22 protein-coding genes, 1 tRNA gene and 2 pseudogenes are annotated in these 18,478 nt (G+C 63.4%); 14 read left to right on the top strand and 11 right to left on the bottom strand.

The features are described 5' to 3' along the window. Positions 1 to 18: 18 nt before the first annotated feature. Positions 19 to 600, bottom strand: coding sequence for a peptide deformylase (gene def / locus AC1C2S_RS19100; RefSeq protein WP_495354174.1), 582 nt, complete (start codon positions 598 to 600; stop codon positions 19 to 21). 40 nt (positions 601 to 640) lie between these two features. Between def and AC1C2S_RS19095 the strand changes: the two genes are divergently transcribed. The 3 genes from AC1C2S_RS19095 to AC1C2S_RS19085 all read left to right on the top strand — a co-directional run bounded on the left by AC1C2S_RS19095 (position 641) and on the right by AC1C2S_RS19085 (position 3,057). Continuing rightward, positions 641 to 1,558: a DMT family transporter gene (locus tag AC1C2S_RS19095; protein WP_495354173.1), complete on the top strand. Its 918-nt coding sequence runs from the start codon at positions 641 to 643 to the stop codon at positions 1,556 to 1,558. A 158-nt stretch (positions 1,559 to 1,716) separates the two neighbouring features. Next, a complete protein-coding gene (locus tag AC1C2S_RS19090) occupies positions 1,717 to 2,973 on the top strand; it encodes a glycosyltransferase (protein ID WP_495354172.1) in 1,257 nt (418 codons plus the stop codon). 10 nt (positions 2,974 to 2,983) lie between these two features. Continuing rightward, positions 2,984 to 3,057, top strand: a tRNA-Ile gene (locus AC1C2S_RS19085). Between the two features lie 403 nt (positions 3,058 to 3,460). Here AC1C2S_RS19085 and AC1C2S_RS19080 read toward each other — a convergent pair. After that, positions 3,461 to 3,589, bottom strand: a pseudogene (locus tag AC1C2S_RS19080) (AAA family ATPase); the annotation flags it as partial. A 130-nt stretch (positions 3,590 to 3,719) separates the two neighbouring features. On the opposite strand from AC1C2S_RS19080, the gene AC1C2S_RS19075 reads away from it, so the two are divergent. After that, positions 3,720 to 4,424, top strand: coding sequence for an alpha/beta fold hydrolase (locus AC1C2S_RS19075; RefSeq protein ID WP_495354171.1), 705 nt, complete (start codon positions 3,720 to 3,722; stop codon positions 4,422 to 4,424). A gap of 255 nt (positions 4,425 to 4,679) precedes the next feature. Beyond that, on the top strand, positions 4,680 to 5,084 hold the full coding sequence (locus AC1C2S_RS19070) for a RidA family protein (protein ID WP_495354170.1): 405 nt from the start codon (positions 4,680 to 4,682) through the stop codon (positions 5,082 to 5,084). A 105-nt stretch (positions 5,085 to 5,189) separates the two neighbouring features. On the opposite strand, the gene AC1C2S_RS19065 is transcribed toward AC1C2S_RS19070, so the two are convergent. After that, complete coding sequence (locus tag AC1C2S_RS19065) at positions 5,190 to 6,059, bottom strand: SDR family NAD(P)-dependent oxidoreductase (RefSeq protein ID WP_495354169.1); 870 nt, start codon at positions 6,057 to 6,059, stop codon at positions 5,190 to 5,192. A gap of 213 nt (positions 6,060 to 6,272) precedes the next feature. Here AC1C2S_RS19065 and AC1C2S_RS19060 point away from each other — a divergent pair, with 213 nt between their 5' ends. Next, positions 6,273 to 6,626: a winged helix-turn-helix transcriptional regulator gene (locus AC1C2S_RS19060; protein WP_495354168.1), complete on the top strand. Its 354-nt coding sequence runs from the start codon at positions 6,273 to 6,275 to the stop codon at positions 6,624 to 6,626. 48 nt (positions 6,627 to 6,674) lie between these two features. On the opposite strand, the gene AC1C2S_RS19055 is transcribed toward AC1C2S_RS19060, so the two are convergent. Further along, positions 6,675 to 7,163, bottom strand: a complete 489-nt coding sequence (locus tag AC1C2S_RS19055; RefSeq protein WP_495354167.1) for a MarR family winged helix-turn-helix transcriptional regulator — start codon at positions 7,161 to 7,163, stop codon at positions 6,675 to 6,677. A gap of 138 nt (positions 7,164 to 7,301) precedes the next feature. On the opposite strand from AC1C2S_RS19055, the gene AC1C2S_RS19050 reads away from it, so the two are divergent. From AC1C2S_RS19050 to AC1C2S_RS19040, 3 genes are all read left to right on the top strand, one after another. Then, on the top strand, positions 7,302 to 7,883 hold the full coding sequence (locus AC1C2S_RS19050) for an NADPH-dependent FMN reductase (protein ID WP_495354166.1): 582 nt from the start codon (positions 7,302 to 7,304) through the stop codon (positions 7,881 to 7,883). A gap of 103 nt (positions 7,884 to 7,986) precedes the next feature. Continuing rightward, positions 7,987 to 8,748: a GNAT family N-acetyltransferase gene (locus AC1C2S_RS19045; protein ID WP_495354165.1), complete on the top strand. Its 762-nt coding sequence runs from the start codon at positions 7,987 to 7,989 to the stop codon at positions 8,746 to 8,748. A 269-nt stretch (positions 8,749 to 9,017) separates the two neighbouring features. Further along, entirely contained in the window at positions 9,018 to 9,761 is a 744-nt protein-coding gene (locus AC1C2S_RS19040; RefSeq protein ID WP_495354164.1) for an MBL fold metallo-hydrolase, read from the top strand. Positions 9,762 to 9,885: 124 nt separating this feature from the next. Here the strand turns inward: AC1C2S_RS19040 and AC1C2S_RS19035 are convergent. The 5 genes and pseudogenes from AC1C2S_RS19035 to AC1C2S_RS19015 all read right to left on the bottom strand — a co-directional run. Then, positions 9,886 to 10,056 (bottom strand): annotated as a pseudogene (locus tag AC1C2S_RS19035) (IS481 family transposase); the annotation flags it as partial. Positions 10,057 to 10,316: 260 nt separating this feature from the next. Continuing rightward, complete coding sequence (locus tag AC1C2S_RS19030; RefSeq protein ID WP_495354163.1) at positions 10,317 to 10,784, bottom strand: GFA family protein; 468 nt, start codon at positions 10,782 to 10,784, stop codon at positions 10,317 to 10,319. A gap of 49 nt (positions 10,785 to 10,833) precedes the next feature. Next, positions 10,834 to 12,258, bottom strand: a complete 1,425-nt coding sequence (locus tag AC1C2S_RS19025; RefSeq protein ID WP_495354162.1) for a DUF1254 domain-containing protein — start codon at positions 12,256 to 12,258, stop codon at positions 10,834 to 10,836. 69 nt (positions 12,259 to 12,327) lie between these two features. Further along, complete coding sequence (locus AC1C2S_RS19020; RefSeq protein ID WP_495354161.1) at positions 12,328 to 13,059, bottom strand: ZIP family metal transporter; 732 nt, start codon at positions 13,057 to 13,059, stop codon at positions 12,328 to 12,330. 36 nt (positions 13,060 to 13,095) lie between these two features. Continuing rightward, entirely contained in the window at positions 13,096 to 13,500 is a 405-nt protein-coding gene (locus AC1C2S_RS19015) for a hypothetical protein (protein WP_495354160.1), read from the bottom strand. A 388-nt stretch (positions 13,501 to 13,888) separates the two neighbouring features. On the opposite strand from AC1C2S_RS19015, the gene AC1C2S_RS19010 reads away from it, so the two are divergent. Together AC1C2S_RS19010 and AC1C2S_RS19005 are read left to right on the top strand one after the other, a co-directional pair. After that, on the top strand, positions 13,889 to 14,146 hold the full coding sequence (locus AC1C2S_RS19010) for a carboxymuconolactone decarboxylase family protein (protein WP_495354159.1): 258 nt from the start codon (positions 13,889 to 13,891) through the stop codon (positions 14,144 to 14,146). A 48-nt stretch (positions 14,147 to 14,194) separates the two neighbouring features. Next, on the top strand, positions 14,195 to 14,329 hold the full coding sequence (locus AC1C2S_RS19005; protein WP_495354158.1) for an SDR family oxidoreductase: 135 nt from the start codon (positions 14,195 to 14,197) through the stop codon (positions 14,327 to 14,329). A gap of 134 nt (positions 14,330 to 14,463) precedes the next feature. Here AC1C2S_RS19005 and AC1C2S_RS19000 read toward each other — a convergent pair whose 3' ends face one another. Further along, positions 14,464 to 15,078: a TetR family transcriptional regulator gene (locus AC1C2S_RS19000; protein WP_495354157.1), complete on the bottom strand. Its 615-nt coding sequence runs from the start codon at positions 15,076 to 15,078 to the stop codon at positions 14,464 to 14,466. Between the two features lie 81 nt (positions 15,079 to 15,159). Between AC1C2S_RS19000 and AC1C2S_RS18995 the strand changes: the two genes are divergently transcribed. Further along, positions 15,160 to 15,993 carry an SDR family NAD(P)-dependent oxidoreductase gene (locus AC1C2S_RS18995; RefSeq protein ID WP_495354156.1) on the top strand — a complete coding sequence of 278 codons (834 nt, stop codon included), beginning with the start codon at positions 15,160 to 15,162 and terminating at the stop codon, positions 15,991 to 15,993. A 149-nt stretch (positions 15,994 to 16,142) separates the two neighbouring features. On the opposite strand, the gene AC1C2S_RS18990 is transcribed toward AC1C2S_RS18995, so the two are convergent. Next, a complete protein-coding gene (locus AC1C2S_RS18990; protein ID WP_495354155.1) occupies positions 16,143 to 17,063 on the bottom strand; it encodes a ketopantoate reductase family protein in 921 nt (306 codons plus the stop codon). 135 nt (positions 17,064 to 17,198) lie between these two features. On the opposite strand from AC1C2S_RS18990, the gene AC1C2S_RS18985 reads away from it, so the two are divergent. Together AC1C2S_RS18985 and AC1C2S_RS18980 are read left to right on the top strand one after the other, a co-directional pair. Then, positions 17,199 to 17,696, top strand: coding sequence for a TetR/AcrR family transcriptional regulator (locus AC1C2S_RS18985; protein WP_495354154.1), 498 nt, complete (start codon positions 17,199 to 17,201; stop codon positions 17,694 to 17,696). Between the two features lie 184 nt (positions 17,697 to 17,880). After that, the gene (locus tag AC1C2S_RS18980; RefSeq protein ID WP_495354153.1) at positions 17,881 to 18,477 is read left to right on the top strand and encodes a recombinase family protein; all 597 of its coding nucleotides are present in this window, start codon (positions 17,881 to 17,883) and stop codon (positions 18,475 to 18,477) included. Position 18,478: the final 1 nt, after the last annotated feature.

Here is an 18,478-nt window from a genome sequence, read left to right as displayed (position 1 = left end):
GGGCGCACGAGGCATCCGTCACGCTGAACCGGGTGAGGCCTCGAGGTCGTCGACTCCCGGCATCCACTGCTGACCGGGCTTGCCCCAACCCAGCTTGCGGCTGATCTTCGCGACGATGCGCTGGTCGCGTTCACCGAGGCGGTCGGTGTAGAGCGTGCCGTCGAGGTGGTCGTATTCGTGCTGGAAGATGCGCGCGAGCCACCCCTCAGCCTCGATCTCGAACCGCTGGCCGTCGAGATCGGTTGCGCGGAGGATCGCACGCTCGGCCCTGCGCAGGCCGAAGCGCTCGCCGGGCACGGAGAGGCATCCCTCCGATTCTTCGTCGACGTCGGGCTCGCCGGCCGGCGGCGGTGTGATCCAGAGCTCGGGGTTGATCGCGACACCGCGCCAAAGGGTGGCCGACTCGTCGACCCAGCCGTAGGTGAAGAGCCGCAGGCCGACGCCGACCTGCGGTGCGGCGAGGCCGACGCCGGGCGCGGCATCCATCGTCTCGAACATGTCGCGCACGAGTGTGCGGAGATCGTCGTCGATCGTCTCGACGGGAAGAGCGGGTGAGTGCAGCACCGGGTCGCCGGTGATTCGTATGGGGAGCACGGCCATTCGGCAAGGATATCCGGCTGCGAACGGGTAGGGTCGATGCGTGGATCCGGACCTGAGTGAGCTTTCTGAACAGATCGCCCTCGACCCCACCCAGTTCATCGGAATCCCGCTCGCTCTCGTCGGCGCGGTGTTCCTCTCCCTCGGTGCGCAGTTCCAGCACCGTGGTGTCGTCAAGGTCGAGTCGCACACCGTCGACACCCTCGGCAAGGGGCTGAACGGCCGGCAGCTCGCCCTCCTGCTTGCGAGGCCGTCGTGGGTCATCGGCACGGTCATGCTCGGGCTCGCGATCGTCTTCCAGCTGTCGAGCCTCTACTTCGCGCCGATCATCGTGGTGCAGCCGCTCGGCGCGATCGCGCTCGTCATCACCTCGATCCTCAACTCGCGCATCAACAACGTGAAGCTGAACGGCAAGTCGATCTCGGCGATCGTGATGTGCGTGGGCGGCGTGTTCCTGTTCGTCGGCGTCGCCGCGTTCACCGCCGTCGACAAGCCGGTCACCGATCAGCAGCTCGTGACGATCCTGATCATCCTCGCCGTGGTGCTCGCCCTCGCCGCCGTGGCGTTCGGCATGTTCCGGGAGCGCATCCGGGCGATCTTCTACGTGATCATGGCGGGCGTACTGTACGGATTCGTCGCGACGCTCGCCAAGGTCGTGCTCGGCCGGCTCCAGCAGGGCGAGTTCGAATGGCTCAGCTGGCTGTGCGTGCTCGGCCTGCTCGGCGCGACGGCGCTCGGCGCCTACTTCGTGCAGAACGCCTACGCCTCGGGACCGCCCGATCTCGTCATCGCCGGACTGACGGTCGTCGACCCCATGGTGGCGGTCGCAATCGGCATTCTCGTGCTCGGCGAAGCTTCGCAGGCGCCGCTCTGGGCGATCGGCGTGTTCATCCTCGCCGGGGTGATCGCCGTGTGGGGTGTGTTCCAGCTCGCACGAAACCACCCGCAGACGCGCTTGTGAGCTGAACCGAACTCACACTCCGACATGCGAGCGCACGGCAGCGTGCGTTGCGCTGCGTAGACTATCGTCGGATTCAGTCCGCGCGCCGATCCGCCTGTCGCGGCGCCCCGACGAGGCCGATCGCTTCGATTCGATGAAATGGTGAGGAACAACCCCACGTGTCTGACACCCCCGGTGCGCGTACCCCCGCCGGCACCGCCGGCGCGGAGACCGATCGACCGCTCACGGTCCTGATCGGCGCCGACACCTTCGCCCCCGATGTCAACGGTGCCGCCCGCTTCGCGGAGCGCCTCGCTGCGGGCCTCGCCGAGCGCGGCCATGACGTGCACGTCATGGCTCCGGCAGCGAGCCGAAAGCACGGCACGTGGAAGGAGGTGCACGAAGGTCAGGAGATCACCGCGCATCGCCTTCGGAGCTGGCGCTGGTACCCGCACGACTGGCTTCGCTTCGCACTGCCGTGGCGCATCAAGCAGAACAGCTCCCGCATCATCGACCAGGTGCGGCCCGATGTCGTGCACTTCCAGTCGCACATCATCACCGGCCGCGGCCTCTCAGTCGAAGCGAAGAAGCGCGGCATCCGGATCATCGGGACCAACCACTTCATGCCCGAGAACATGCTCGAGTTCACGCTGTTGCCGCCCGCCTGGCAGGAATGGGCCGTCGGGCTGGCATGGAAGGCTGCCGGCCGTACGTTCGGCCGCGCCGAAGCGGTGACGACGCCGACCCGCAAGGCGGCGCAGTTCCTCGAGAAGCACACCGGTCTCTCGGAGGTGCACGCCATCTCGTGCGGCGTCGACGCGCACAAGTATTCGCCGAGCTGGGAGCCTCGCACCGAGAACCGCATCCTGTTCGTCGGCCGAGTCACCGGCGAGAAGCAGATCGATGTGCTGCTGCGTGCGCTCACCCTGCTCCCCGATTCGCTCGACGCGAAAGTCGAGATCGTCGGCGGCGGCGACCAGAAGAAGAACCTCGAGCACCTGGCCGTGGAACTCGGCATCGCCGACCGGGTGACCTTCACGGGGTACGTCACCGATGACGAGCTGCGCGAGGCCTACCAGCGCGCCTCTGTGTTGGCGATGCCATCGATCGCCGAGCTGCAGAGCATCGTCACGATGGAGGCGATGGCCTCGGCACTGCCGATCGTCGCCGCCAACGCGATGGCGCTTCCGCACCTCGTGCACGACGGAGAGAACGGATACCTCTTCGAGCCGGGCAGTGCCGAAGATCTCGCCGCAAAGCTCCGCACCGTGCTCGAAGCATCCCCAGCCGACTACCGTGCACTGAAAGACGGGTCGATCCGACTCATCGCCGCACACGACATCCAGCGCACGATCTCGACATTCGAGAGCCTGTATCGTGGGAGGCCGGTGACCGACCCGGTCACCGATACCGCGCCGGCGACGCATCGAGATTGATCCGGCGCGCGGGGCGGTAGCTCAGCTGGTCAGAGCAGTGGACTCATAATCCATCGGTCACGGGTTCAAGTCCCGTCCGCCCTACCTCGATATCTGTCTGATCAGGTCTTCTCGTCCTGATGGACGGACAGAGACTTGACTGGCTCTTCACTTATTCACCACAAATGCGCGCGGATTGTCGCAGGCCTGCGTTCGTTATCGAGTGATCAGGCAGACAGCGGGGACTCGATCCAGAACCTGCCAGTAGCCGCCACGCCGGTGCTTGCGGCGTCGCGGAGCATTTTGTAGGTTCCCGCGAATCATGTCCAATTCCCACCGCAGTTGTCACCGATTTATCCAAACGGACAACTCTTCGGGATTCGATCGCGTTGCGGTTGTCGTACCGCTGCCTGGCATCTTCATCGGGCGGGGTAGACGGGCATCACCCAGTTCGAGCGCATGGCGAGCATTTGTGGAGTTTGGCGCTTTGTGGCGGCGTTCTGTGTCGTCAGTCGCCGATGACGAGGATGCTCGCGGCTGCTTCGATGACGTCGTCTGTGATGGTTTCGAGTTGGTTGATTCTCAGCACTCGGGTGATCTGGGGGAAGAGTCGTTCGAGGAGTCGGAAGTTTCCGCGAGCGGAGCACTAGGGGACAGCCCCCTACATGCGGCCTTGCTATCGATTGCCGTGAGCATTAGACATGAATCGACCGACTACCCCGCTACACACCATGCGCCACGCGGCGCGAACAGAGAGGACATCGATCATGGTTGCTGCTCAGGAGGGGGTTGCGAACGTCGTGCTGGTGCACGGTGCTTTCGCCGACGGTTCCGGATGGCGCGGTGTCTACGACAACCTGACAGGTCGCGGCTACAAAGTCACGATCGTGCAGATTCCGCTCACATCGCTGGAAGACGACGTCGCGGCCACCACTAGAGTGCTCGATATGCAGGGTGGGCCTGCAATTCTGGTGGGCCATTCTTGGGGTGGCTCAGTCATCACCGAGGCAGGCGTTCACCCAAACGTTGCCGGACTCGTCTACGTGTCCGCGCTCGCGCCCGACGCCGGCGAAACCACGGCCCAACTGTACGAGGGGTTCGCGCCGGCGTCCAACTTTGTGATCGACGTGGGCGATGACGGATTTGGGTTCTTGAATGCCGATAAGTTCAGGGTCGGTTTCGCGGCGGATCTGAGCGATGCGGATGCTGCTTTCCTTCGCGATTCGCAAGTGCCGATCAACATGTCGGTTTTCGCGACACCTGTGAAAAACGCGGCCTGGCGTGACAAGCCCAGCTGGGCAGTCATCGGGACAGAGGACAACGCGTTCGATCAAGCAATGTTGCAGCACATGGCAACCCGGATCGGCGCCGCGATCACCAACGTGCAGGCGAGCCACGCGCTGTTTATTTCGCAGGCCGACGCGATCTCCGACGTCATCGCTGCCGCTGCGGAACAAACGGCCACCAGCTAGATCCGGCCGCCGGGGTCGTGCCCGATCCGCAGGAGCACCGGTCACTGAACGCTCCGTTGCGTGACCGACGCATAGGTGAGGGAACGTTCGTGGGAATGATCGCGACGGCCCGGTCATGGCACTCGGGGACGGACGACGGCGGCGCTCAAGGTGCGTGCCCGGGTGACGCGGCGCACCCTGGCGCTGGGTCGCCGCCAATATCATCTGAGTACTCGCAGCGATCAACGGGGACCGCTGCACCCGTAAGGAGTGATCATGCCTGCCCAGAGGGAGACGTTCAATTTCGGTGTGCCGTGGGAATCGGCGTACGGGTACGATCAAGCGCTGAAGGTGGGCGATACGTTGTACATCTCTGGCCAGGTCCCACATGACCAGGACGGCAACTTCATAGGCTCCGGCGCCTTCCAACTCCAAGTCGAGGCGGTACTCGCCAACCTTGACCTCGTGCTCAACCACTTCGGGGCAACTCGAAGCCAGGTCGTGGAGACCACGGTGCTGGTTAGAAATCTGCGCGAGAACTTCAACACGTTCGCACGGATGCACGCTGACTACTTTGGCGATCATCGCCCTACAAGCACAATTATGGGTGTGCCCGACCTTGCTCTCCCTGACCAGCTGGTGGAGATGGGTGCGCTTGCGCGCCTCGACGTGGAGCCCTAGTTCCACAGCCACCCCCCGGCTGACGCGGTCAGCGGTCAGCGGTCGGCGGACTAAGACAAGCCGCAGACTCACCAGGCGCGCGCCTAGCGAAGTGGACGCCTGCGCTTACTCGAGCCCTACCATTGCAAGCCGAAGGGCGTCCAACTCAGCGTCGGGCTTCTCCCGCACGGGGCGCAGCACCTGTTCGGCATCCTCACCCACGGGCCCCCTTGCACGGGCAGGCTGTTCCTCGGCAAGCTCAATCACTAGCTCTGCGGACCTCTGAGCACTGAGGCCGGCCCCCTGCATCGCGTTCAGGGCGTCCGAGAATCGACCGAATGCCGCCCCGTACAGCTTCCGCTGCTCGTCCGACATCCCCTCCGCAACGCGCGCCAATGCGTTAGCGGTTTTTGCGGGGCCACCGGTGAGCATGTTGCCGGCCTGAGCGACCACAACGTCGATGCCGAATGGCTTGAGTTCTGCGCGGTACACATCTGCCAACGCTTCGAGAGTGGCTTTTGTGGCACTGGACGGGCCGTTGAAGGGTAGCGGGAAGCGCCCCGTCATCGCCCCAAGGATCACAATCCGGCCCTGCGCCGCCCGCAGAGCAGGAAGGAGCGCATTGGTTGCAGAGATGGTACCGAACACGTTCACCTCGAACTCGCGTCGCACTTCCGCCAGCGGCAGAGCCTCCAGGGGGCCCGGAGTCAGAATGCCTGCGTTGTTGATCAGGACGTCCAGACCTTCCGCGCCCACGGCATGTGTTACCTCAGCCCCCCATGCGCGGACGCGCGCCTCGTCGGTGACGTCCACCACGGCGGCTTCGATCGTGCCCGCCCCCGCCTCCTGCAGGTTGCCCGCATCTTCCGATGAGAGCACAGTCCCGAAAACCCGGTACCCCTTGCCGGCCAGCTGGAGCGCCAGCTCCCGTCCCAAGCCGCTCCCCGCTCCGGTGATGGCTACCGTGCGGGTTCTCTCTACAGCGCGTTCCGTCATGGGTCTACTCCTCTTCTATTCATGGTCAGGCTGGTGGGTCTCCTCTTGTATTCATGGTCAGGCTGGTGGGTCACGCGGGGCCGCGATCGCCGCTCGCCGAGGCCTGTGAGAAGGATGTTCACAGTCGTGCGGAGGCGTGTTCTGACCCATTAAAGCCTAGTTACTTTGTTTTGCAAAGCGCCTCGTGAAAGATTACCACCGTAGAATGGGCAGATGGGTGCGCGCGATGAGGTGGCTGCTTGCGATGCCGCAGTGACTCTCGCTTTCAGCGTCCTGGGTAAGCGATGGAACGGCATGATCGTCGCAACGCTCGGTCCGAGGCCCGCTTCTTTCGCGATGCTGCGTCGCGCCGTCGGCGGAATCAGTGACACAGTGCTCTCCGAGCGGCTCAGCGAACTTGCCCGAGCCGGTCTCGTCGCGCGAACGGTTTCAAGCGGGCCACCCGTGGCGGTTTCGTACGCATTGACTGCCGGCGGGCAGAGCCTCTTGCCAATCCTCGACCAGCTCGGCGCGTGGGCCTCGGAGAACCTTCAGAAGCGGACTGTGGCCGCCACCGAGCGGTCCTGAGTCCTAAGGCCCCGGTCGAAAGGGGTGCGCGGCGCCTGCCTCCGCTCGTCAGGGAGATCCTCGCGGCGGCGTGGTGGGGAGGTCGAGGTGGCGACGCAGTGCAACCGAAATCTCCTCGAGGTGACCGAATTGCTCGGGGCTGAGCGCGTCGACGAACAGCTCGCGCACGGCACGCAGGTGTGGGACCGACCCTCGCCGGAACATGTCTCGGCCGTGGTCCGTCGCGATCACGTTCACGCCGATCGGGTCGTCAACGCAGGGTGCTCTGCGGATGAGCTGGCGTTTCTCCATCCGACCCAGATGGTGCGAGAGCCGGCTCCGCTCCCATCCGACGATTTCTGCCAGCTCCGACGATCTCAGGGTGTGCGCCGGTGCCTCGGTAAGAGCAAGCAGCACGCCGTAGTCGCCCGCCGACAGTGACGACTCGGTTTGCATTCGACTTCCCAGGCGCGTTCGAAGTACTTCTGATGTCTCGATGTAGTCCCGCCAAATACGCAGTTGCTCGTGCGTGGGCATCGTGCGGTGGCCTTTGACCATCTCTCCTCCTCGGAATAGACATGTCAACATCAATGTTGCAGTATTGACGTGTCAATCGTTGCACGGATCACCCAGAGGTTCGTCGCGGCGGGCGATCCCACCCCTCCCCAAATCAGCCCAACCATAGGAGCAATAAGAATGACCAAGATCGCCATCATCCTCGGGAGCACCCGCCCCGGCCGCAACGGCAAGCAGGTCGCCGACTGGGTGCTCGATCAGGCCGCGAAGCGCGACGACGCGGAGTTCGAACTCGTCGACCTCGCCGACTACCCGCTTCCGCACCTTGACGAGCCGATGCCGCCCGCGACCGGCCAGTACAAGAACGATCACACCAGGAAGTGGTCCGAGAAGATCGCCGAGTTCGACGGCTACATCTTCGTCACTCCCGAATACAACCATTCCACATCCGGGGTGCTCAAGAACGCGATCGACTACCTGCACGCCGAGTGGAACAACAAGGCCGCTGCCCTGGTGGGTTACGGCGGGGTGGGTGGCGCGCGCGCGATCGAGCATCTGCGGCTAGTGCTGGCCGAGCTTCAGGTGGCGACCGTCCGCCAGACCCTCACTCTCTCGCTCATGACTGAGTTCGAGAACTTCGCCACCTTCACCCCCGGGGACTTCCAGGTCGGCTTCATCAACACTCTGTTCGATCAGCTCATCGCGTGGTCGAGAGCTCTCGAGGATGTAAGGAAGCCGGAGCCCGCTGAGCGCGCGGCGTGAGCCGAACCGAAGACCTACCAGTTGAGGTGGACCCCATCTGCCGATTCACCCCGCACAAACCTTCCTGCCCAAGACGCAATTGAAGAGAAGGAGGCGCCTTCGCGTGAACAACCGGCATGATCTCGCCCCTCAGTGGGAGAACTACCGTCAGTACTGGAAGGGGTGGGGCGGGGAATACTCCACCGATGGCCCGCTCAACATCTACCGGAGCGGGCTGCAATATTCGCGGCTGAACGGGATCTCTCACAACCAAGCTCATCCGCGGGAGGTAATCGAAACCGCCCGGGAGCGTCTTGCCGGCGTGCCGTGGATATGGGAGGTGACCGAGGAGTCTGACCCGGAAACACGCGATGTGCTGACCGCGTGGGGTGCGCAGCACTACACCTACACCGTGGTGATGGAGCTCGACCTCACCCGGTCGTCGTCTTACCTCCCGTCCGCGCAACTGCCTGGGGTCTCCGAGTGGACCCCCGGCGGCGATCACACCGAGTGGGTTCGAGGCTGGGCCTCAGCCATGTGGCTGCCGGAGTCGGAGATTGAGCGCGCCGCTCGCATCGATGAGGCACGCGGCGACGACGGCGGCCGCATCGTGAGGTACGCCTTTACGGCGGATGGGGAGATCCGGGCGACCACGGAACTGCTGCTGGCAGGCGGGGTCGCGGGGATCTACCTGGTCGCGACGCAGGAGGCGTATCGCCGTCGGGGTATGGCTACTGCCCTTGTCTCTGCCGCGCTGGTCCGCGCTCGGGAAGAAGGAATGCCGCTCGCTACCCTTCAGGCCAGCGGCGACGGTGAACCGGTATACCGCCGGATGGGCTTCGAGCCGGTGTCCGCCGTCCACGCTTACTCACCACCACCCGCATGAACACCAAGGCGGATAACTGATCCGGGGCGCACCCGATCCTCCGGGTGACAGCGTCGCTGACGCGTCCTCACGCACGGGGGGCCTGGCTCACACCCTGGTGTCAGCCAGGCTCACCTCGCGCCGAAGTCGCGTGGCGCGCCGTGAAGCGAATGAACCGCGGTGACCGACACAACGTGGTGGAAGGTGAGGCTCCACCACGGCGCCAGATCGGCCGAGTCCGTCGCGACCATCGCCCATCAATCATCGAAACAACAGATGCGAGAGAAAACATGAAAGTCGAACAGACCACTTCACGGCTGCACTTCGTGACCACAGAGCACACGAACTGGGTGATCTATGACGGCGCAGACGGCGTCCTGCTTATTGATTCGGGATATCTGGGCCAGCGTGGACTGCTGAAGGAATCATTGCAGCGGCTGGGAAAGGACCCCGCGGATGTTGCGGCGGTGCTGCTCACACACGCACATGCGGATCACATCGGGGGCGCGAGCTGGTTGGCCACTGAGTACGGGGTTCCCGTCTATGGCCGCGACGAGGAAGTACCCCATCTGCACCGCGAACGGATCGAGCAAGTGGGGCCCGCTGACGTTCTACGCAATATCTTCCGTCCCGGAGTCCTCGCGTGGGCGGCAGGGATCCTGCCGTTGGTCGAGGGTAAGCCAAAGTTGGGCGTCCCGAGTGCGAAGAAGCTGCCCCGCCGCTCAGACGGCACGGTCGACCTACCCGGGGCACCCGCGGCGATAGCTGCGCCGGGCCACACCTCGGGCAACACAATGTTTCACTTCGCGGACGAGGGGACCGTCATCGTCGGCGACGCTCTCGTAACCGCGCACCGAACCTCCCACAGCGCCGGGCCCCAGATGCTCCTTCCGATGTTCCATGAAGATGAACAGACGGCGCGAGAGTCCCTGAACGCCCTCGCGCAGATTGATGCTCTTCTGCTCTTGCCCGGGCACGGGCCGAGTTGGAAGGGGAGGCCGGCCGACGCCGTGGCGCGTGCCCTGACGCGGTGATCCTGAGCTCCCGTCCGTGGGGACGGCGTTGCAGTTCTGCTCCTAGGGAGCAACCGTGCTCGCTCCTTATCAATCGGCCGGGTCCCCTCCGGCTTAGCCGTAAGGCCGGGCCGAGCCGAGGAAGAAGCTGCCAGCACGCGTTCGGCCCCGGATACACGAACCGCCGATACGCGGCCCGCGGCTTCTTCCGAGGCTCCGCCCGCGCCACCCCGGTCTCCCGGAATATCCGCGCCAACGACGCGATCAACGGCACCGGGGCCATCCCGAGAGCACGCATCTTGTCGTGCGGACTGCTGTCGGTATGACTGACTCGCTTGGTTAGGCCGCGAGTGCGACGTTTGCGATCATTTCATACTCGATCGGGGTCGGTTACCCGAGGCCACGTTGCCGGCGTCGGCGGTGGTAGGTCCGTTCGATCCAGATCACGATCTCGAGCCGCAGTTCTCCTCTCGTGTCGGAAGGTGGCGCCGCGATCCGCGGCGCCGGGTTCAACCGGCGCCATCCGTGTCCTCACTGACTTCACACGGGCGGCGCTGAGTGGACCTCACCCCGAACTCACGCGGGCTTGCCGTCGTGGGAGATGCCGTCGTACTCGTGGTGCGGGATGCCGAGCGCGGACGGGTTCATCGCCCAGTCGGGGCCGTATGCTTCGAAGCCGGCGATCACCGGGGGCGGGAAGTCGGGATCGATGAAGGTGCCGACCGCTGCGCCGACCATGTCGGGTGCGACGGCGAGTTCCCAGTACACGGCCGAACCGAACTGGGGGCAGAAGTGGTAGGTGGCGCCTCCGCTGTCACAGGACAGATAGTCGACCGGCTTCCCGCCTTCGGTGGGAAATGTCCATGTCGTGGACTCGCCCTCGATCGTCACGTGCTCTCTGGGTAGACGTGCTTGGACGCTGAAGACGCTGCCGGTGCGCCGCTGGCACTCGTAGCACTGGCAGAGGGAAATGCGCGCCGGATCGGGTCCGGCGTAGGTGAGGGTGAGCTGTCCGCAGTTGCAGGCAGACGTACGAGTGGGCATTTCATGACTCCTTCGCTGAGCTCTTTGGGGAAGTGTCACCGGCGTCCGTTCACAGCGGCTCCACGTCGGGCAGGCTCCACGTGCCATCGAACAACGGTGCGGTCGGGCTGTAGCAGCGGAACATCGGGTAGAACCCATTGCCTGGCACCGTCTCGATCCAGTTGCTCGTGGAATCTCCGCCTTGTTCGGGACCGAAGTAGATGTCGATGGAGCCATCGCTGTTCTTCGCGAGCTCGTCGTATCCGGAGCGGGCCGCATCATTCGCCGGATTCTGCACCATGGAGCGCGTCTCGGTGTCGTAGAGGGTCAGCGACCAGAATGCCGCAGCCGGAGGATTCGCTGGGATATGCAGACGGTAGCCCCGGCCGCCGTCGAAGTGGTTGCCGTCCCGGTCTCTGAATGCCTGAACATAGGTGGCACCGGGGCCGGGCACCATCTTTCCGATGCCCGGCGAGAGGTAGATGGCTCCGTAGGTGTACTGGGTGGTCTCGTCGAGCTGGCTGTAGTACTCGGCCTCGTGGTCGGGGCGGACGAGGATCACCCAGTCCCACTGCGTGTGCGGGAAAGCCGTTGCACCGGTCATTCGGCTGGTGTTCTCGTACATCACGTTGCGCGCCATCGCATCGCCGAGCACTGCGGCCTCCTCGAGGATGGCTGTCTGGCGCGCGTCGGGCTGGAAGGGCACGCCCTTCTCGATGCCGAGCGGCTTGAGCATCGCCATGAAGAAGCGATCGTGCTCCTGCACCGGGTTGTTGTCGATCACCCTGGACAGTCGTGCCCAGAACTCCAGACCGCCCGGGGGAGTCGTGTCTATCTCCTCTCCCGAGATCGAAACGAAGCGATTCGGCGTCGGGTCGTCGCGATCAGTCCACGGGTACACCTTGACGTTCCGGATGCGTTGCACGGCGTCGGGCTTGTCTCCGTCGACGATGATTCCGCGGACGAGCATGTTGTGGTCGTTCATATTTGCTCGCACCGTGTAATACCCGTCGACGGTATAGTCGCCTTCGTCGTCAGGGGGGAGCAGGAGGAATCTGCCTCCGCTGCCGGCATCCGGTCCGGGCAGTCCGACGTCGATGACGGATCGTTGCCAGAAGTCGTCGACCAGACCCACGATGGCGCCCGGCGGGATCTCGATAACGACGGGGCCGTTGGCGAGGTCGAAGTTCACGAACGCATAGATGGTGGTGTCGTTCGCTGTGAGCCAGAGCGACTTCGGGTCGACGAAGTTGTCTGCGATGCCCAGGTCGAGGTAGTCGATGCCGAGGTCGTGCTTCGCGGTGACCCGGATCGACTCGAAGGAGACGGCTGGGTAGGCCCAGAGGTATGCCTGCACCGCGCGTTGGAAGTCCATCTCGTCGAAGAGCCGTTGTGAGGTCTCCGCAGTCGGGTATCCCAACGGGTACTGCAGGGTGCCGATTCGGGACTCGAGGGTCTCTGCGCTCCGTGCGGCGGCACGCTTCGGACTGTCCATGATGATTCTCCTTCTGTTGTCGTTGACTCGGATGGGCATGTGCTTCTTCCGCCGATGAAGACTGCGCTGCTAGGCGATGACGTGGATCGCGTACGCGACGGTGAAGCCCAGGGTGGTGGCTATCCCGGCGAGCTTGCCGCCGTGGTGGAACGCCTCCGGCATCATCGTGTCGGCGAGCATCGTGATGATCGCGCCCGCCGCGAACGACAGTACGAACGCGACGGTGTCGGGAGACGCCTCCTGGAAGACGGCGAAGCCGACGAGGGAGGCGAGACCCGAGACGACCGCGATCCCGATCCACATCCAGAGCACGCGGGTCTTCTTCCACCCTCCGGTGAGCAATCCTGTGGAGGAGGCGATGGATTCGGGCAGGTTCGAGATGAATACCGCGGCGAGGTAGGCGACTCCCACTTCGCCGCCCTGGAAGATCGTGAGCCCGATGACCATCGACTCGGGGATGCCGTCGAGCACGCTGCCGAGGACGATCGCGAGGGGCGAGCCATCCTCCTGTTTGCCGTCGAGATCCTTGCGGTGACTGCCGCCCATGTGATCGATGAGCCAATCCCCGCCGAAGAAGACCAGGCAGCCTGCGGCAAGACCGAACGCCACCCACCCTGTGCCGGTCGAGGCTTCAGCGGCCTCCTCGATGAGGTCGAAGGCGACAGCGCTGATGAGCACACCGGCACCGAAAGCCATGATCAGCCCGATCCACTTCAGGGAGATGTGGAACCAGAAGGCGACGAGCGCTCCGATGACGAGGGATGAGGCGGCGATGGCTCCCCATACGAATGACTCGAGCATGACATCCTCCATCCCGACCGCGCGGTCGAACTGATCTCAGACCCTGAAGAACTGCCCGGCTCGGCCGACGTAGAGAAGCACGAGGGCGGTGACGGAAACCGCGATGCTGAGGATCGCGGTCGAGAGGAAGCCAGGGGCGGCCACCGCGAGGAGGACGGCGGCCCCGACGGAGACGAGGAGGAGGATCGTGATGACGACCCGTGCACCATTGCTGCCGCGGAGGAGGCCCGTCGCGATGAAGATGGTCACCGCACCGAGGATGGCCGTGGCGTTGGCGAAGCTGGTCAGCGCCACGCTGCCACCGAACCTGCTCACGAGCTCACTGTTGCCGAGTTGGAACAGGAGGAGGATCCCGGTGACGACGTTGATGGCTCCCGCGATCCACACGGTAACGCTGACCAACGTCACAGCGCCCGGTCGTGCGGAATTGGCTTCGGACATCGGCGGCCTTCCCTCTCGCGGTGGATGTCGGCGAGAGCACAGTAACGCGGCCGGGATACGAGCGCGTCATGTGATCCGCGTGAAGTGATGGGTGTCGACGGGTTCGTCGGTATCGAAGCCTCCGAACGCCGGATACGCCTTCACGTTCGTGAGTCGCTCGGCGTCAGGGTGCGAGCGAACGATTCACCTCATCTATGTGATGCGGTGGCGGCGGCGATGTCATCCAATGGTGGTGAGGATCCGGAGTTGTTCCGCCCCGCCGCCCGCCGGACTCGGGGGCCGGAACCACCCGTCCACGGATGATGCGGAGGATGACGTGGCTTCGAATTACACGGAACGGCTGCGTCGATTGGCTATCAACCAAGCCGGCGCTGCAGACGACAGCGCCGTGACCGCTGCGGATACCACGAGTATCGATCCGAAGACTCTCTCGCTGTGCAGGATCGCCGCCCTCGTCGCGATTGGCGCAGCCGCGCCCTCGTTCGGCGAGCAGGCCGATGCAGCAGTGAGTGCAGGGGCGTCGGCTGACGAGATCGTCGACGTGCTCATCGCGGTCAGCTCCGTGGTCGGTGTGCCCCGCGTCGTCGCCGCAGCACCCGAAATCGCCCTGGCCCTCGGCTATGACGTCGAAGACCTGGCGGAATGAGTGGCTGAACAGTGGGTGTAAAACGCAGCGCTTTGGGGCCCGTCACAGATGGGAATGGTCACTGGCCGTTTCATCGAGCCACGAGAGATTGCGACCACGATCGCTTACCTCGTCTCGCCACTCGCGGCTAGCGTCCATGGCGCCAACTGGGTCGTCGATGCCGGGGTCTCGAAGACCATCTAGGCAGGAAGGTTGCCCAGGGCGAATCTCTATGGCCGTCCTCCCACGGGTACGTACGGCTTTAGCAGCGCAAGTATCTTTGCTAGGAGACCCACGAAGAAGACTTGAGCCGAGTCGTGCCGCGGTCCCTTACGTACCTATCCGTGACTGAGAGGGAGGGTGTCCATGGCGATGTCGAGAAGCTCTCCAAGCGGGCGCGTGTGATCGTCGCTCTCCCACGAGCTGATCGCGGCATCGACGCAGCCGAGCGCAGAAGCAATGAGCGCGGCCGGACGCGGGTCGGAGGCGTCGGAGGGGTCCGTTCCGAGGCGGCGCGCCAGTTCTGGTTTCAGGATCTCGTGCCAACTGGCGTTCTTTTCGCCGTGCTTCGCTGCCAGCGCAGGGGTGGTCGTGATCAGTCGCGCCAAGCGCCGCGCTGAGTCCGGATTTGCTGCGTAGCGCTGGATCAGCACATCCAACGATCGCCGGAGTGCAAGCCACGGTGCTTCATCATCTGGGCGGGATCTCAGCGCGTGTAGAAGTTCAACTGGAGAGTCTGCGACTTCGGAAAGCAGCGCGTCGTCCTTCGACGAGAAGTAGCGGAAGAAGGTGCTGCGAGAGATGCCCGCTACGGCGCAGATGTCATCGACAGTCGTCGCTTCATAGCCCTTCGCTTCGAACAGGTCGAAAGCCATGGCGGAAACCTGAGCCGTCATTGCCTGCCGGGCCATGACACGCGCTCCACCTCGTCGAGGAGCAATTTGATCGACCATGCCCACAATGCTACATCCATTCTCAAATGGGATGGTGTGTCATAATTGGGTCACTGTTTTGCTTAGGAAGGAAGTCTCATCGTGTCCGTTCACAAGGTCATCGTTATTACTGGGTCCAGCGACGGAATTGGTGCTGCCGCTGCGCGCCAACTCCACAAGAATGGACACCATGTAGTTGTTGTTGGTCGTTCCGCAAAGAAGACGCGCGCCGTCGCCTCTGAGCTTGGCGCCGATCACTTCATCGTTGATTTCGCCCGCCTGGACGACGTACGCAAGCTCGCCGCCGATCTCGAAACCGCCTACCCGCGGATTGATGTCCTGGCCAACAACGCCGGCGGTGTGTTCGGGGACCCGACGAAGACTATCGACGGGTTTGAAAAGACTTTTCAAATCAACCACCTCGCCCCGTTCCTGCTCACCAGCTTGCTGATGGACAAACTCATCGCCTCACAAGCAACCGTCATTCAGACGAGTACGCTTCACGGAGGTCTGGGTAAGGCGATCGATATCGACGACCTCAATATGGATCGCAACTTCGAAGCTGTCCGCGCCTATGGACAGGCGAAGCTCGAGAACACCCTTTTCACCAAAGAGTTGCACCGTCGATTCCACAGCCGGGGTTTATCGGCAGCTGCGTTCTACCCAGGAAATATTGCAACCAACTTTGCGTCAGAGACGACTAGTCGGCTGATGAAGACCATCGTGACCAACCCTGTGACCCGGAAGCTGCTGCTCACCACACCGGAGAACGGCGCCGACCAGCTCGCCTGGCTCGCCGAGGGCACCCCGGGTGAAACATGGGTATCGGGGGAGTATTACGCGAAACGCACAGCAGGAAAAAAGCTGAACCCGCTCGCCCTTGACGCTGACCTCGCACGCGACCTTTGGGACCGCTCCGAGCAGCTCCTGAAGTGACCCGCGTGCTTTATCTGCGACTGGCGGCGTCTCGAAATAGTAAAGGTTTTCGAGACGGGGCAGACCCATCCAATTCTCTTCGTGCCTAGGTGCTCATACATGTCTATAGCGGGCCCTCAAACGTCCAGACAGCGACCACGATCCAGTCTTTATTGAAATCGGGGCGTGGGCATTTTGAGGTTGCGGGCTGTGCGTAACGTGTCGTTGAGGACGGCGCGCGGTTCGGTCGCGTGCGGATCAGTGTGCGCCGCGAGGCTCACGCGTGCGATCGGGAACTTAGTCGTTGCCCATGCCGCAGTTGTGCCGATGAGGCGAGGAAAGCGGTATGGCATGAGAGCTGCGCGGTGCTGGCGGAGGTCAATACCTCTTGCCTCAAGGACGGGGAGTAGTTCTCGAGTCCTCAAAAATGCTTTTCTGAACGCCAGACCATTTCCGATCATTGCGGCCATTGAGCCTGTCTGGATCGCTTGGGCGAACATGCCCGCGTCGGAGATGAAGTGAAGCCACAGCCGCCCCCTCATGTCCTTTTCCTCGTTGATGTCGAGCCCTGCTTGTTGGAATGCGGCGCGGACATCGAGTTCGCGCGTGCTCAGCGGCATGGAGGTCATACCGATGGTGACGGATCTGAACAACGCGCCGTGGAGTATGCCGTCTACTCCGTACCCGCCGCCGGCCATCGGCAATCCAAATATGACTTGATCGGCAGGAAGAGGCGCGATGGCGGCTAGTGGCTCTTCCCAAATGTTGCCGAATACCAACACAGTCGCCCTACCGATTCGAGGAGCCAGGAACTCCACGGCTTCAGCGAGACGGTGATGGCCTACGCTCAGCACGATGAGATCGAATCCATCCTCCGGGGAGATCGATTCTCGCACTGCCGTCTGGAACGATTCCTGCACTCGCTGGCCACGCGCCTTGCGACGCGCGTCGATGAGGTCCATCCTGACGTCGCCGCTGTAGTCGATGGAGCGACCTGGACGGACGTAGAACTCGACCTCGTGCCCGGCGGATTGAAGTACTCGCCCGTAGATCGTCGCTATCGTTCCGCGCCCGAACATCAAAATACGCATGCTATTCCTTCGAATAAGGTGGAGTCCATCTCCGTTTATCAGAATATGGAGACAATCTCCGTTTGTCAAAGTAGGAAGATCGTGGACGTGCCAAGAGTGCCAAGGGCAGATGCCCGCCGAAATAGGGAAGCAATCGTGGCGGCCGCACGATCGGCGTTTGATCGCGACGAACACATACGCTTCGACGATTTCGCGGCACGTGCCGGCGTGGGCATCGGCACTCTGTATCGGCACTTTCCCACAAGGGAATCGCTAGCGGCCGCGGTCTATGGGGGTGAGATGGCCGCGCTCCGCGACCAAGCACACGACTCGACGCGCTCGCCTGGCGAGAACCTCGAAGCATTCTTGCGCGGTTTCGTAGAGTATGTCGTCGAGCACGCAGGCCTCGCGCGAACTCTTGCAGCTGTCGTCGACCCTGCGACCCAAATCGAGGGCGGAACCGAACTCGAACACACGGTTTCCGACCTCATGACTCGCGCGGCCGTCGAAGGGACAGTCCGCGCCGACATTGAGCCGGGCGCCGTGATGGTTGTGCTTCACGGCATCGGTTCCGCAGCAGACCGCCCCATGTGGGCATCAGAATCGCGCGCGGTAGCGGAGATACTGATCGCCGGGCTAAAAACGTCCCGGTAACTCGCTCCTCCAAGCGGCAGCCCGCGTTCTCGCCACAATTCACGCCAAATAGCGATCACAGAACGCGGCCAAATATCGGTCAGCTCCACAGGTTTCCGCGGCGCGATCTGTCTTGGAAATACGTCTCACCGTAAAGTGTCTTTGCGCCACCCGTTCTAGCAGTTTCTGAGGCACGAATGATCTCGTGAGACATCTCGGTTATACGCGGGTCAGTACTAGAAGCCAGGACGCGAAGTTGCAGGTCGACGCCCTGGTCAAATCCGGCGTCCAGGAGCGTGACATCTTCGCCGACGTCACCTCCGGCAGCCGGACCGCGATCTCACGCCCCGGAATGAAGAAGCTCCTCGAGTACGCCCAGCCCGGTGACACCGTCGTAGTGTGGCGGGTCGATCGCCTTGGGCGATCCTTGATCGATGTGCTGAACACGGTGAAGCTGCTCCGGGAGCGGGATGTGCAGGTGAAGAGCATCTCGGATGGCATCGACCCGTCCACGACCTCGGGTCGGCTGATGCTGAACATGCTCGCCACCTTGGCTGAGTACGAGCGCGAGCCGATTACCGAGCGGGTGAACGCCGGGATCACGGCCGCCCGGGAGGGTGGCACCAAGTTCGGCCGGCCTCTGTCGGATCCCGTCGTCGTTGCCGACAAGCTCAAGCTCGTCACGGAAGCGAGGGCGAAGGGCCGCACCGCCGAGGACGCCGCGAAACTTGTCGGGTGGAGCCGCGCCACTCTTTACCGGCATCAGCAGGCCCTCGCGGCGCGCGAGAGCACCTCCGTGTAGG

It is taken from the genome of Agromyces sp. Y782, from assembly GCF_059445405.1.
Note: the sequence above shows the minus strand (reverse complement) of the source record. Positions and strands in the feature narration are given on the sequence as shown.